The sequence below is a fragment of the Nonomuraea sp. WAC 01424 genome (assembly GCF_003947315.1).
Lineage (GTDB): Bacteria > Actinomycetota > Actinomycetes > Streptosporangiales > Streptosporangiaceae > Nonomuraea > Nonomuraea spiralis.
This window is the reverse complement of sequence record NZ_QHHZ01000006.1, coordinates 268972-281780: the sequence shown is the minus strand read 5'-3', so window position 1 is coordinate 281780 and position 12809 is coordinate 268972. Positions and strand designations below refer to the sequence as shown.

Here is a 12809-nt window from a genome sequence, read left to right as displayed (position 1 = left end):
ATGACCGAGGAGGCATGATGGATCTGAACGCGCTCAGGCAGTTCCTGGTCGTGGCCCGGCTCGAACACCTCAGCGCGGCGGCCGAGGAGCTGCGGGTGGCGCAACCGTCGCTGAGCCGGACCATCGCCCGGCTGGAGAGCGAGCTGGGCACGCCGCTGTTCGACCGCGCCGGCCGGCTCAGGCTGAACGACGCGGGCCGGCTCTTCCGCGGCTTCGTCGAACGTTCCCTGGGCGAGCTGGACGCCGGGCGCAGGGCCGTCGCCGAGTCCGCCGGCGAGGGCTACGGCACCGTACGGCTGGCGTCGGAGACCTTCCTCACCCTCACCGGGCCGCTCGCGGCCTACAAGCGTGCCCATCCCTCCGTCGAGGTCGAGCTCCACTGGGCGCCCGCCGACGACATGGCCGGACGCCTGCGCGCGCAGGAGTTCGACCTGTGCGTCGCCTCGCAGCCGATCCACGCCGAGGGCCTGGAGTCGGTCCAGTTGCTCGACGAGCCGGTGGGGGTGGCCACGCCGCTCGACCATCCGCTGGCGGACCGTACGTCGGTGACCATCGACGAGCTGGCCGACCAGCCCTTCGTCACCGCCCGCAAGGGCCACTGGCAGCGCCGGCTGCTCGACCGGCTCTTCGCCGCCCGCGACCGCACGCCGCGGATCGTCTGCGAGGGCGACGAGTCCAGCGCCATCGCCGACCTGATCAGCGCGGGGCTCGGCATCGGGCTGGTCCCGTCCATCGCCCGGCGTTCCACCACCCGCGCGCCGCTGAGCTGGGTCGACGTGGACAGCCCCGACTGCCGCCGTACGCTCACGCTGTTCTGGGGCGCCGACAGCCACCTGTCGACCGCCGCCCGCCTGATGCGCACCACGATCACCAGCTGGGACTGGGTCACCAGCGACCCACAGGAGAAGCGCGGCTGACCGGACGCCCTCAGATCGTGACGGCGAACTTGCCGAAGGTCCCGGCGGTGAAGTCGGCGATCGCGCTCGGCGCCGAGGCCAGCGGGTAGGAGCGGGCGACCGGCACCCGCAGGCGGCCCTCGACCACGTCGGCGGCCAGCCGGGCGAGGGTGGCCGGGTTGGGGTCGGCCATCACGGCCGTGGCCTTGAGGTCCCTGGCGGGCTCCTCGGGCAGGTAGTGCAGGGTGGAGGCGAGCCGCCCGCCGTCGGCCAGCAGGGCGGCGACGGCCGGGCCGTCGCCCGCCAGGTGCAGCGCGGCGTCCACGCCGCCGGGCGCGATCGCGCGCACCGCCGCCGTCAGGTCCTCGTGGTCGACGGTCCAGGTAGCGCCCAGTCCGGTGACGAACGCGGCCTCGGCCCCCGGCCTGGCGGTGGCGATCACCCTGGCGCCGCGCGCGGCGGCCATCTGGACGGCGAACGCGCCCACGCCGCCGGTCGCGCCCGAGATCAGGACGGTCTCCTCCGGCGCGGGGGCGACGGCCTCTACCGCGTCGAACGCGGCGGTGCCGGCCAGCCCCAGCACGCCCGCGCGGGTGTGGCCGAGCCCTTGGGGCATCCGCGCCAGGCCGTACCCGTGGTTCACCGAGACGTACTCGGCGTAGCCGCCCTGGCCCAGGGTGGGACGCATGACCACGCCGAAGACGTCCTCGCCGGCGGTCAGGCCGGTCACCCCCTCGCCGACGGCGGCCACGGTACCGGCGAAGTCCTTGCCGAGCACGACGGGGAACTCGTACTCGTACACGCCCTTGAGGTGGCCGCCCAGCACGCCGAGGTCGAAGCCGTTGACCGAGGAGGCCAGCACCCGGACCAGCACCTCGCCGGGGGCGGGCTCAGGGGTGGGCAGGTCGGTGGCCGCCAGGCCGGCGCCGAAGCCGGTGAATGCCATGGCACGCATGATGATCACTCCGTCGTGTCGCGAATGCAGCAGTAATTTCCGTGCGCTGGTTACTTCTTGTGCGCGGATCGATCCTGCTGCACAATGCCGCCATGGCGGAAGAAGGCACTTTGGCCCGCGTAGGGCACACCGATGTGCGCGACCCGATCGGCGAGGGCCACCCGACCTGCCGGCTGCGCGACGTCCTCGACCGGGTCGGCGACAAGTGGAGCGTCCTGGTGATGAACCTGCTGGGCGACGGCCCCAAACGTTACTCCGAGCTGCGGCGCTCCATCGAGGGCATCTCCCAGCGGATGCTCACCCTCACCCTGCGCAGCCTGGAGCGTGACGGCCTGGTCGAACGGACGGTCACCCCCACCTCGCCGCCCCGGGTGGACTACGCGCTCACCCCCGTCGGGCAGACGCTCTCCGTCCAGGTCTCCGGGCTCATCGCCTGGGCCGAGGAGCACCGCCCGTACGTGGCCACCGCCCGCGCGCGCTACGACGACGGCTCGGCGAACGTCTCGGAGATCAGGCCCGGCCAGTAGGCCGCTTGCCGTCCGGCGGCTCAGAGGCTGCGGGCGGTGATGTCGCCGTACGCGGTGGTGGCGTGGATGTCGAGGGGGGCGCCGGCGCCTTCGGCGTTCATGAGCGAGTTGTGGACGCGGCCGTAGGAGGTGCCGGCGTCCAGGGAGGCCGAGACCCCGGCGGCGGCGCCGACCGACACGTCACCGGCCTCGGTGCGCAGCACGACCTTGCCGCTCACGGCCTCGGTGACGTGGATGTCACCCTTGCCGGTGCTGATCTGCGCTGGGCCGTTGAGCCGGCCGATCGTGACGTCGCCGGCGGCGGTGGTGAGGCGGGCGGACGCGGCCTCGTCGATCTTGATCGTGCCGAGCGAGCCGTCGAGGACGACCTCGCCGAACCGTCCGACGGCGCGGAAGTCGGCGGCGGCGACCTTCGCCTCGATCCGGGAACCGGCCGGGAGCTGGACCGTCACCTCGACGGAGCCGGAGGGGCCGAGGTACTGGTTCTTCACGGTGGTCTCGATCCGCAGGACGCCGTCGCCGTACTCCACCTTGGTCTGCTCGGCGGCCTGCGCGTCGCGGCCCTTGGAGGCGTCGGCGGGCCGGATCTCGACCACGGTGTCGGCCCTGTCGGCGGCGATGAGCTGCACGCGCCCGGCGGGGATGTCGAGGACGGCGGCGATGGGGGCGGGGGTGGTGAAGGTCTGCATTGCGATCTCCTGCGCTCGTTGTTTCTGACACCGGAAACGCTACGTTGCTTTCCAAGTGCGTGCAACATCCACGTTGCGGAGAAATTGCATTCACGCAGGTCAACGTCAGCTAATCGTTGCGCCGGATTGCCGGATAACGCAACGACCTTCGTTCGTTTCGTTGCAATGGATTGAACGTTAACGCTATGCTGGGCGGCGATCGGGAGAGACGAAGGAGATCGCGATGCCGGGAGGCAGGCTCACCCAGCACGACCGCCAGCAGATCGCCGTGGGGCTGGCCGACGGCCTCGCCTACGCGGAGATCGCCAGGCGGCTCGACCGTCCCACCTCCACCGTCACGCGCGAGGTGATGCGCAACGGCGGGCCCACGGCCTACCGCGCCGACCTGGCCCACCGCGCCACCGAACGCCGTACGCAACGACGCGCCCAGCCCGCGCCGCGCGCGCCCCAGGCCGTCCCGCAGGCCCACGGGCGCGACGCCGAGGCCGTGCGCGAGTACGAGGAGACGTTCACCACCGTCCTGATGCAGGGAGGGCTGCCCAAGATGATGGCCCGGGTGCTGGGCTGCCTGTTCACCACCGACGCGGGCAGCCTCACCGCGTCCGAGCTCGCCCAGCGCCTCCAGGTCAGCCCGGCGACCGTCTCCAAGTCGATCGCGTTCTTGGAGGGCCAGGGCCTCGTCCGCCGCGAACGCGACGAACGCCGCCGCGAGCGCTACGTCGTGGACGACGAGCTGTGGTACCAGTCGATCATCACCAGCGCCCAGGACAACGCCCGGCTCGTCGAGATCGCCCGCCAGGGCGCCGGCGTCCTCGGCCAGGGCACCCCGGCCGCCACCCGCCTGGAGAACGTCGCCCGCTTCCTCGACTTCGTCACCGAGAGCCTCATCCGCGCCGCCGAGCAGGCCCGCGCGGTCCTCCACACGAAGCCCGAGCCCCGCGTGCCGGACGAACGCTGATCAGGAGCGCCTTCGTCACGGAAGGCCCTCCACCCGCCACCCTGCGCACCCATACTGTCCCTGTGGACGACCTGGCGCTCGTGCTCTTCGACTACATGCTGGATCTACGCAATCGCGGCATCTACTCGGAGGAGGAGGCCGTCCGGCGGGTCCGCGACCTGCCGCCGCTCGGCGCGGGCGACGCCGAGCGGGCCGCCGACCGGGTCAAGGAGCCGCCGCTCCTGCTCCCGGAGCCGGCCATGATCCTGTTGCAGGACATGAACGTGGGAGTGCCGCTGCTGTTCAGCACCCTTGAACACCGGCGCAACCACTTCCTGCTGCTGCACGAGAGCCTCCGGCCGCGCGACGGCGGCTCGCTCGGCCCCCACCGGGCGGTGCGCGACTGCCTGACCGCCACCATCGACCTGCTGACCGACCAGCACGAACCGGCCGTCATGGACCACGCGGCCCGGCTGGCGGACGCCTTCGCCGCCGTCACGGGCTCGGCCCTCGCGCTCAACCTCGCCGGCCGCGTGCACTTCGAGCCGTACTCGCTGGCCGCCGGTTCCCAGTCCTACGAGCACGACGTGGCGATGCGCGCGTTCCGCCGGGCCTGGAACTCGGGCATGCCGCGCCCGGCGAGCGGGACGCCGGACACGTTCCCCGGCTACGACGACTCCTTGGAACGTGCCGAAGACTGCTTCCGGCGCGCCGCCGCCCTCGACGACGGCGTCGAACGGGGACGCGCGCTGGCCTACCTGGCGCTGATCGACCTGACCCGGGCGATGACCGGCAGGCCGCCGGACCTGCGGCAGGTCGAACGCCGGCTGGAGGAGGCCGACCGGCTGCTCCCGACGCGGGCGGTCCCCACGGTCTGGGCCAGGCTCTGGCTGTTCGCCGGTGACCTGCGCGACCCCTCGGTCCTGCTGCGCACCCCTCGCGTCCACGTACGCAACGCCGGGCAGATGATCGCCGAGCACGGCCTGCACGCCACCGCCTGGCTCTACCTCACCGCGATGGAGCTGGCGTGCGGCGCGGCCGACCGCGACCGGCTCGCCGTGTGCTCGCAGCACCTGCGGCCGTTCCTCCCGAGGACCGGCATGGAGCAGGCCCGGCTGCACGCCGCGAGCCTGATGCTGCACGCCCTTCCTGGCGACCCGACCGGCTGCGGGCAACATCTGGCGGGCATGCCTCCGGAGACCTTCCTCGACTACGGCCAGCCGGCGGCCGCCGTCCACGCGCTGTTGCACGCCCGGTACGACGGGCCGACCCTGGACCGGGTCGGCGCCGCGGCCCGCCGCGGGAACGGCGCGCTGAGCAGGGCGTTCAGCCTCGCCAGGACCATCTCCTTCGACCCCGTCGCCGACCCCGGGGACCAGGAGGCCGACCCCGTCGCCACCGCCGACGCGGCACTCGGCTACCTGGTCGAGAACTGCCCCGACACCGCCACCGTGTGCCTGGACGGGCTGCCCCGGCAGATCAGGCAGCTCCCCGCCCGGTCCGGGGCCGACGTCGCCCACCTGCTGCTCCGCCTGATGGGGCTGGTCGGCGGCGCGGGCGTGCCGGTCGGCCTCCAGGGACACCGGCTGATCCAGCAGGCGCTGTTCGAGATCGTCTCACTCGCCGCGGTCCGCGGTTTCCCCGACACGGACGCCATCTGGCTGGCCGCGCACCAGCTCGCCAAGGGCTTCGTACTGGCCGCGGCGCTCGACGGCGACAGGCGCCCGGTGGACGCCATGACCCAGAACGTGAGCCAGGCTCTGCGGGTGTACGGCACGACCGGCGCCGAGTTGTCCGCCGGGGCCTGGCAGGTCAACGGCGGTGCGTCGGCGCAACTCGCCGCGCCCGTCACCGTCCGCGAGGGGCAGCCGGGCTCCGACGAGGCCCAGACCTCCGCCAACTGGCGCCGCGTCTACCACCGCACGCTCGCCCGCGACCTGGCCAGGGCCGGCATGGCCGCCGACCGGCCGATCCGCGGGCTCCGGCAGGTGCAGGACTTCCTGGGCGACTCGGCCTGCCTGCTGTCCCTGCTCACCGGCAACATGCAGGGCGACCACGGCAACACCGTCACCGCCGAACTGATCACCGGGCGGGCCACCGAGGTCGTCGTCACCTACAGTCCCGACCGGCCCGGCCTCTGGGGCACGATGCTCCTCGGCGGCGAGCGTGGCGTGATCGACCTGTCCGTCCTGTTCGGCGGCATGCCCACGCTCCTGGACGCCGTACAGGAGGACGCGCTCAACCGGCACCTGTCGCGCGAGGCCGAGCAGCGCCTGCGGGAGGAGGCCGGGCGGCTGGGCCCGATGCTGGACTGGCTGTCCGGGCTCGACGACACGGTCACCACGCTCTATCTGTGGCCGCACGAGGCCGCCCATGTGCTGCCGTTCTGGCTGCTGCCGTTCGGCGACGGCATCGTGGCCGACCGCTTCACGGTCAGCGTGCTGCCGTGCCTGGCGCCGCTGTTCCGCACGGGCGCCGCGGCGCAGGAGGAGGGGGTGCTCGCCGTCGCCTCGGCCGCGGGCGGCACCCGGTACGGCCTGCCGTACGAGGAGTCGGTGGAACGCAGCGCGGCCGGGATCGCGGTCCTGTTCGGCGGCCGGGCGCTGACGGGAGAGCGGGCGACGCCGGCCGAGTTCCTGACCAGGGCGGGCCGGACGCCGTACATCCACCTGGCCGCGCACGGGATGCAGGACCCCGACGCGCCGCTGTTCCACTGCCTGTTCCTGGCGGGCGAGGACGGCAGGCTGTTCGCCGACCAGATCCTGCGCTGCGACCTGAGCGCGGTCCGGCTGGTGACCATCGAGGCGTGCGAGTCGCTGCTGATGCGCTACGACTACCTGGACAACCTGTTCGGCCTGCCGTCGATGTTGCTGCGCGCCGGCGCCGGGGCGGTGGCGGGCGCCTGCTGGTCGGTACGCCCCGAGGTGTCGGCGCTCTTCTTCGCCACGCTCTACCAGCACCTCTACCGTTCGGGCGAGGTCGGAGCGGCCTTCGTCCACGCCCAGGCCCTCACCCGCCGGGCCTACCCCCAGTACGCGGACTGGGGAGCGTTCTGCCTCGTCGGGCACGCCGGATAGGAGAACCATGGATGAAACGATCTTCGAGCTGCCGCTGCGACCGGCGGCCGAGCATCCGGTCGAACTGGAACCGCGCCGCGTGCTGGGCGGGCCGCCCGGCGGGCCGCTGGCCAGGCGGATGTCCTTGGGCGAGCCCGTACTGGCGCCGCTGGCGCAGCCGGAGGGCGAACGCGCCGCCGTCGACCGCTACCTGCTGGACACGCTGGCCACCCACGACTTCTTCGAACTGCACCTGGTGATGACGCTCTACCCCGACCCCGGCGAACCCTTCGAGGACGCGGCCATGGGCGTCAGCCTCACCACCCCCGACGGCCGCGAACGGCCCATCGCCTGGTCGCTGTTCCCGCTGCGCTCCGCGGTGCCGGTGAAGGTGACGAACAACGTCGGGATCAACGCCAAGCTCGGGTTCGCCGAACCGTCGCTGGCCCACAACACCGAGCACAGCAGGGACGACGTCTTCGTCCTGGGGCTCGGGGAGCGGGAGAGCGATTTCGAGTGGCGGCTGCGCCGTACTCGGGCGGCCGAGCTGTCGGGCGTCCAGCGCATGTTCGCGGTGGTCAAGGCCAGGAAGGGCACGCCGTTCGAGATGACGATGATCGTGTCGGCCTCGGTACGCCGGTCCAGGCTCGGCCTGTCCCGCTTCCGCGCCAGACTGCCCGAAGTGATCCGCAACGTCTCCTGGCCCGCCCGCTGAACCGCCGGGTTCTACGGCCGTCAGGAAACGCCGATCCAGCGGCGGTAGGCGTCCGGGTCGACGTTGCCGCCGCACACGACGGTGACCACGTGCCGGCCGGCGAAGCGGTCGCGGTCTTCGAGGATCGCGGCGAGGCCGAGCGCGGCCGACGGCTCGACGACCAGGCCGGCGTGGTCGAGGAACATCCGCATCCCGGCGATGATCGACGCCTCCCGGACCAGCACGGCGTCGTCGGCGACCAGGAGGAGATCGTCCAGGACGGCCGGGATGGGACGCCGGCCGGCCACGCCGTCGGCGATGGTGTCGGTCGGCCCGGTGGTGACGACCCGCCGCCGGCGCCACGAGTACGTCATCGCAGGCGCCCCCAGCGGCTGGACGCAGATCACCTCGACGTCGGGCGCCAGGGATTTCAGCACGTGTCCCACCCCGGTGGCCAGCGCCCCGCCCCCGAGCGCGATCAGGACGGCGTCGAACGACGGCACTGCCGCCACCAGCTCCAAGCCGATGGTCGCCGCGCCTTCGCAGGTCTCAAGGTCCAGGCTGTCCTCCACCAGGCGGACGCCGTCGTGCCGCGCGATGGCCGCCGCCCGTTCGCGGGCCGTGTCGAAGTCGCCGTCCACGAGTTCCAGCCGGGCGTCCAGAGCGCGGATGCGGTCGAGCTTGGCGGCGGGGGCGGAGCGGGAGGCCACGACGGTGACGTCCAGGCCACGGCGACGTCCGGACCAGGCGAGGGCCTGGCCGAGGTTTCCCGCGCTGGCACACACCACGGCCGCCGCCCTGCCGTCGACGCCGGCGAGCAGGCTCGTGACCAGTTCCGTGCCGCGGGCCTTGAAGCTGCGGACCGGGTTCGCCGTTTCCAGCTTGACGCTCACCGCACAACCGAGGTGGGGTTCCAGCGCCTCACAACAGTAGAGCGGGGTGTCGAGGAAGATCGGGTCGATCACCCGGCGGGCCGCCCGGATGCGAGCGGTGTCGAGGCGCGTCGCTTGCACGGCACAACAGCGTAGCGACGCACCGACTCTCCAGGGCGCGTCGGGCGGGCCTGACCGTCCGCTTCCGGCGGACGGCAGCGCCGTACCGCCAAGCCCGGACACGTTGTGTGATCGCCCCTACACTGTCTGGCGCGGGTCTGTGCGGCCTCATGGGCCGGTCAGGAGAGGCGGGGTTGAGGGCGATGAGCGAGGTCCCTGGCGTCGGAGAGACCGCCGGGCTCGGGCTGGAGTCGGTCAGCTGCCATGAGGACCTGGTGAAGCTGCTGGCCGAGCGGTTCGTACGGGCCGACGTGTCGTTGCGGGAGTTGCAGGCGCGGGCCGACAAGGCGGGCGGCGCCCGGCTGCCGCGTACCACCTGCGCCGACATGCTGGCCGGGCGGCGTTTCCCGAAGAAGGCGGTCATGGTGGCGTTCCTGCGGGGATGCCGGGTGCCTGACCACGAGCTCCCCGCGTGGGAACGGGCGTGGGAGCGGGTACGTGTCGGCCGCCTGTCCGGCAGGACGGCCGTGGACGACCACGTCCCCCCGGCCTCCCACGACACACCGCCCCCCGCCGCCCCCGAGCCTGGGGCGTCGGCGTCTGGTGGGTGGCGGCGGCGGGGAGTGTTGGCGGCTGCGGTTGTCGTGGTGGTTCTGGGGGTGGTCGTCGTACTGCGGCTGGAAGGGCAGGGGGAGATGCCCGACGGGGTGCCGGCTCATGTTGTCGATCCCGCCCATGTCGTCAGTGACGACGGGCGCGCGTTCCCTCGGGGCGGGTCGAGCCGGTTCACCGTGAGGGTCAGCGCGGCCAACACCGGCGTACGGCTGATCCGCCGCCTCGACGTAGGGGTCGGCCTCCAGGACGCCACCGTCACCGTCAACGGCACCCCGGCCGCGAGGTGGCGCCCCCTCCTTGAGGACGGCGTCTACAAGTGGCGCAACCAGATCGTCGACGTGCCCCCGAAGCTGACGGCGGGCCGGCGTTCGCTCACCGTCGTCAACACGTGCGTGTCCGCCTCGGGCTGCAACGAGTTCCTCTACACCGTCGAGCACGAGGTCAACGGCGTCTGGTCCATCGCCGACACGGTCGACGTCGGCCGCGACCACACCGCGAGCGAGGCCGCGCACGACTACCGCGTCGTCGGCGAGGACTGGGCAGACCGCCAGACCTTCGCCTACCCGCCCCGGAAGGAGGACTGGAACGTCCGGTGACGCCGTACGGGCGGGATCATGTTCGGGCATTATAGAAGGACGTACTATTCTGTAATTTCATAGTGAAGGACGTACACAATGGCCTCCATCCGGCATGAGATCGTCGTCGACGCCTCCCCCGAGCATGTCTGGGACGTGTTGCGCGACGTCGGCGCCGTGCACGAACGCCTGCTGCCGGGCCGGGTGGCCGGCACCAGGATCGAGGGCGACCAGCGGTTCCTGACGTTCCCCGACGGGCACGTCATCAGGGAGCTGATCGTCGCCGTCGCCGACGACGCCCGCCGCCTGGCCTATGCCGTCGTGGAGGGCGCACGGCCCCCGCTGGAGCACCACCACGCGACCTTCGAGGTCCGCCCGGAGGGCGCCGGCGCGGGCCGGCTGATCTGGACCGCCGACGTGCTGCCCGACTCCTCCGCCGCCGAGGTCGGGGTGCGCATGGAGTACGGCGTACGGGAGATGAAGCAGGCGATCGAGGCCGTTGAACGCTCTTGACAACGATGTCACTAGGATGACCGGCCGGACGTGTCATCGTCCGTCCGACCGGCCGACCCACGAGAGGCGCACCACCATGGCGGACCCCGACGCCACCGCACTCGACGACCCGGTGGGCGCCTCGCTGCGCGGCCACCACGCCGACCTCGCCCGCCGCCTCGGCGCCGCCGCCACCTACGAGGCGGAGGTCGCGACCTTCTCCGCCGTGTCCGCCGACCCGGACGAACGGGAGTGGGCCGACCTGGCCCGGCTGCTCGGCCGGGACCGGCTCGCCGACCTGTTCAGCCGCCCGGCGGTCCCGCCGCCGGACTGGGAGCCGGTCTTCGTCCTCGAAGGCCGCCAGCTCGTCTGGACCGGCGCCCCGGCCGCCGAAACCGCCGTGAACAGCGGGGACGTGGTCGAGCTCGGTGCGGAGAGCGTGCCGGGGATGCTCGATCTCGTCGCGCGGACCCAGCCGGGGCCGTTCTGGCCGCGTACCCGCGAACTGGGCGCCTACCTCGGCGTCTTCGAGGACGGCGCGCTGGTCGCGATGGCGGGCGAGCGGCTGCGGCCGCCGGGCTGGACCGAGATCAGCGCCGTCTGCACCGCGCCCGAGGCCCGTGGCCGAGGGCACGCCGCCCGCCTGGTCAGCGCCCTCGTCGCGCGGATCGTCGCCCGCGGCGAACGTCCCTTCCTGCACGTCGCGGAGGCGAACACCGGCGCGATCGCCCTCTACGAACGGCTCGGCTTCGAGACCCGCGGGCCCGTGACCTTCCGCGGGTTCCGCACCCCCTGACGGCCCGCCCGGAAAAACCCGTTGCCGGGGATGCTCCGCGAACGTAGGGTTTTGCGCTCGTGATCGCAGTGGTGGAGCGAGTCCTGCCTGCCCGGCTGGGTACGGGATTCCGATGGTTGCTGGCCTCCAGCTGGTTGACGAATCTCGGTGACGGGGTCGCGGCCGCCGCAGGCCCCCTGTTGATCGCGACGTTGACCCGCGATCCGCTGATGATCTCGTTGTCGGCCCTGGTGAGCTGGGCGCCGCCGCTGCTGTTCGGCCTGTACGCGGGCGTCCTGTCCGACCGGCATGACCGGCGCAGGATCGTGCTCGTCGCGAACGCCGTACGGGCCGTGGTGCTGGCGGTGCTCGTCGTGCTCATGATGACCGGCACCGTGAGCGTGGTGACGGCGCTGGCGGCGCTCACGCTCCGGGCCGTAGCCGAGGTGTTCGCCGACAACGCGACGGCCACGCTGACACCGATGATGGTCGAACGGGACGACCTCGTCGTCGCCAACGCCCGCCTGGGCACCGGGTTCATCACGCTCAACCAGCTCGCCGGGCCGCCGATCGGCGCGGCGCTGTTCGGCCTGGGGCTGACCTGGCCGTTCGCGAGCCAGTTGCTCCTGGTGCTGGCCGGGATCGTGCTGGTCTCGCGGATCACGCTGCCGCCGCGCGACCAGCCGGCCGGCGGTCGCGGGCCGGGCACCGTGCGGGAGCTCGTGGCCGGGTTCAGCTGGACGTTCCGGCACGCCGCGGTCCGTACGCTGGCGCTCACCATCCTGATCTTCAACTTCACGTTCGGCGCGGCCTGGTCGGTGCTCGTCCTCTACACCCAGGAACAGCTCGGCCTCGGCGCCATCGGGTTCGGCCTGATGACCACCCTCAGCGGGATCGGCGGCCTGGTCGGCACCGCCCTGTACGGCACCATCACCCGCCGGCTGAGCCTCGGCGCCCTGATGCGGATCGGGCTCATCATCGAGACGCTGACCCACCTGGGCCTGGCCCTGACCCATTCGCCGTGGGTCGCCGGCGCTATCTTCCTGGCCTTCGGCGCGCACGCCTTCATCTGGGGCACGACCTCGGTCACCGTCCGCCAGCGCGCGGTCCCGCGCGAGCTCCAGGGCCGGGTGGGCAGCGTCAACACCGTCTGCGTCTACGCCGGCCTGGTGGTCGGCTCGCTGATCGGCGGCGTCCTGGCCACCCGGTTCGGGGTCGCGGCGCCCTTCTGGTTCGCGTTCGCCGGTTCCGCGGTGTTCGTGGTACTGCTGTGGCGGCAGCTCATGCACATCGCGCACGACGACTGAGCGCCCCTCCCGTACGTCCCGCTGCTCGCCGGCCGCGCCGAACTCGGCCGCGACGTCCCGGTCGGCGCCGCTCACTTCGTGCCCTTGCCCTTGCGCGGGGCCGACGGCTTGTGCACGGCCTGCTGCCCGCTCTTGTCGCTGCGTACGACGTACTGCGGGTCGTCGGGCGAGGCGGCGACGCGCTACCCGGGCCTTCTCCCGTACGCGGCCCGGGAGGCAAACCTTCCTTTACCGGTCTGCTTCGTCCAGGCCAGGGCGCGTGCGGCTGACAAAATGCCAAATCGTAAAGTGAGCAGGAT

Annotated in this window: 12 protein-coding genes and 1 pseudogene; 9 read left to right on the top strand and 4 right to left on the bottom strand. The window is 72.5% G+C overall.

The features are described 5' to 3' along the window. Positions 1–14 precede the first annotated feature (14 nt). On the top strand, positions 15–917 hold the full coding sequence (locus DMB42_RS18685) for a LysR family transcriptional regulator (protein ID WP_260477768.1): 903 nt from the start codon (positions 15–17) through the stop codon (positions 915–917). Between the two features lie 10 nt (positions 918–927). Here DMB42_RS18685 and DMB42_RS18680 read toward each other — a convergent pair whose 3' ends face one another. After that, positions 928–1842 carry an NADP-dependent oxidoreductase gene (locus DMB42_RS18680; protein ID WP_221762230.1) on the bottom strand — a complete coding sequence of 305 codons (915 nt, stop codon included), beginning with the start codon at positions 1840–1842 and terminating at the stop codon, positions 928–930. A 101-nt stretch (positions 1843–1943) separates the two neighbouring features. Between DMB42_RS18680 and DMB42_RS18675 the strand changes: the two genes are divergently transcribed. Beyond that, on the top strand, positions 1944–2378 hold the full coding sequence (locus DMB42_RS18675) for a helix-turn-helix domain-containing protein (protein WP_125636220.1): 435 nt from the start codon (positions 1944–1946) through the stop codon (positions 2376–2378). A 20-nt stretch (positions 2379–2398) separates the two neighbouring features. On the opposite strand, the gene DMB42_RS18670 is transcribed toward DMB42_RS18675, so the two are convergent. Beyond that, complete coding sequence (locus DMB42_RS18670) at positions 2399–3067, bottom strand: DUF4097 family beta strand repeat-containing protein (protein ID WP_125636218.1); 669 nt, start codon at positions 3065–3067, stop codon at positions 2399–2401. Between the two features lie 223 nt (positions 3068–3290). Here DMB42_RS18670 and DMB42_RS18665 point away from each other — a divergent pair, with 223 nt between their 5' ends. The 3 genes from DMB42_RS18665 to DMB42_RS18655 all read left to right on the top strand — a co-directional run bounded on the left by DMB42_RS18665 (position 3291) and on the right by DMB42_RS18655 (position 7775). Further along, positions 3291–4025, top strand: a complete 735-nt coding sequence (locus DMB42_RS18665) for a helix-turn-helix domain-containing protein (protein ID WP_125636216.1) — start codon at positions 3291–3293, stop codon at positions 4023–4025. Positions 4026–4087: 62 nt separating this feature from the next. After that, complete coding sequence (locus DMB42_RS18660; protein ID WP_125636214.1) at positions 4088–7081, top strand: CHAT domain-containing protein; 2994 nt, start codon at positions 4088–4090, stop codon at positions 7079–7081. 7 nt (positions 7082–7088) lie between these two features. Beyond that, entirely contained in the window at positions 7089–7775 is a 687-nt protein-coding gene (locus tag DMB42_RS18655) for a hypothetical protein (protein WP_125636212.1), read from the top strand. 20 nt (positions 7776–7795) lie between these two features. On the opposite strand, the gene DMB42_RS18650 is transcribed toward DMB42_RS18655, so the two are convergent. After that, positions 7796–8767, bottom strand: coding sequence for a threonine/serine dehydratase (locus tag DMB42_RS18650; RefSeq protein WP_125636210.1), 972 nt, complete (start codon positions 8765–8767; stop codon positions 7796–7798). Positions 8768–8949: 182 nt separating this feature from the next. On the opposite strand from DMB42_RS18650, the gene DMB42_RS18645 reads away from it, so the two are divergent. From DMB42_RS18645 to DMB42_RS18630, 4 genes are all read left to right on the top strand, one after another. Continuing rightward, a complete protein-coding gene (locus tag DMB42_RS18645) occupies positions 8950–9957 on the top strand; it encodes a hypothetical protein (protein ID WP_125636209.1) in 1008 nt (335 codons plus the stop codon). A 78-nt stretch (positions 9958–10035) separates the two neighbouring features. Further along, positions 10036–10449: an SRPBCC family protein gene (locus DMB42_RS18640; RefSeq protein ID WP_125636207.1), complete on the top strand. Its 414-nt coding sequence runs from the start codon at positions 10036–10038 to the stop codon at positions 10447–10449. 76 nt (positions 10450–10525) lie between these two features. Further along, positions 10526–11224 carry a GNAT family N-acetyltransferase gene (locus DMB42_RS18635; RefSeq protein WP_125636205.1) on the top strand — a complete coding sequence of 233 codons (699 nt, stop codon included), beginning with the start codon at positions 10526–10528 and terminating at the stop codon, positions 11222–11224. A gap of 59 nt (positions 11225–11283) precedes the next feature. Beyond that, entirely contained in the window at positions 11284–12510 is a 1227-nt protein-coding gene (locus DMB42_RS18630; protein WP_125636203.1) for an MFS transporter, read from the top strand. Positions 12511–12581: 71 nt separating this feature from the next. On the opposite strand, the pseudogene DMB42_RS18625 reads toward DMB42_RS18630, so the two are convergent. Further along, positions 12582–12677 (bottom strand): annotated as a pseudogene (locus DMB42_RS18625) (HVA1 family protein); the annotation flags it as partial. Positions 12678–12809: the final 132 nt, after the last annotated feature.

Coding starts and splice junctions, on each gene's coding strand:
- DMB42_RS18685 (WP_260477768.1), top strand. CDS start 15: ATGATGGATCTGAACGCGCTCAGGCAGTTCCTGGTCGTGGCCCGGCTC.
- DMB42_RS18680 (WP_221762230.1), bottom strand. CDS start 1,842: ATGGCATTCACCGGCTTCGGCGCCGGCCTGGCGGCCACCGACCTGCCC.
- DMB42_RS18675 (WP_125636220.1), top strand. CDS start 1,944: ATGGCGGAAGAAGGCACTTTGGCCCGCGTAGGGCACACCGATGTGCGC.
- DMB42_RS18670 (WP_125636218.1), bottom strand. CDS start 3,067: ATGCAGACCTTCACCACCCCCGCCCCCATCGCCGCCGTCCTCGACATC.
- DMB42_RS18665 (WP_125636216.1), top strand. CDS start 3,291: ATGCCGGGAGGCAGGCTCACCCAGCACGACCGCCAGCAGATCGCCGTG.
- DMB42_RS18655 (WP_125636212.1), top strand. CDS start 7,089: ATGGATGAAACGATCTTCGAGCTGCCGCTGCGACCGGCGGCCGAGCAT.
- DMB42_RS18645 (WP_125636209.1), top strand. CDS start 8,950: ATGAGCGAGGTCCCTGGCGTCGGAGAGACCGCCGGGCTCGGGCTGGAG.
- DMB42_RS18640 (WP_125636207.1), top strand. CDS start 10,036: ATGGCCTCCATCCGGCATGAGATCGTCGTCGACGCCTCCCCCGAGCAT.
- DMB42_RS18635 (WP_125636205.1), top strand. CDS start 10,526: ATGGCGGACCCCGACGCCACCGCACTCGACGACCCGGTGGGCGCCTCG.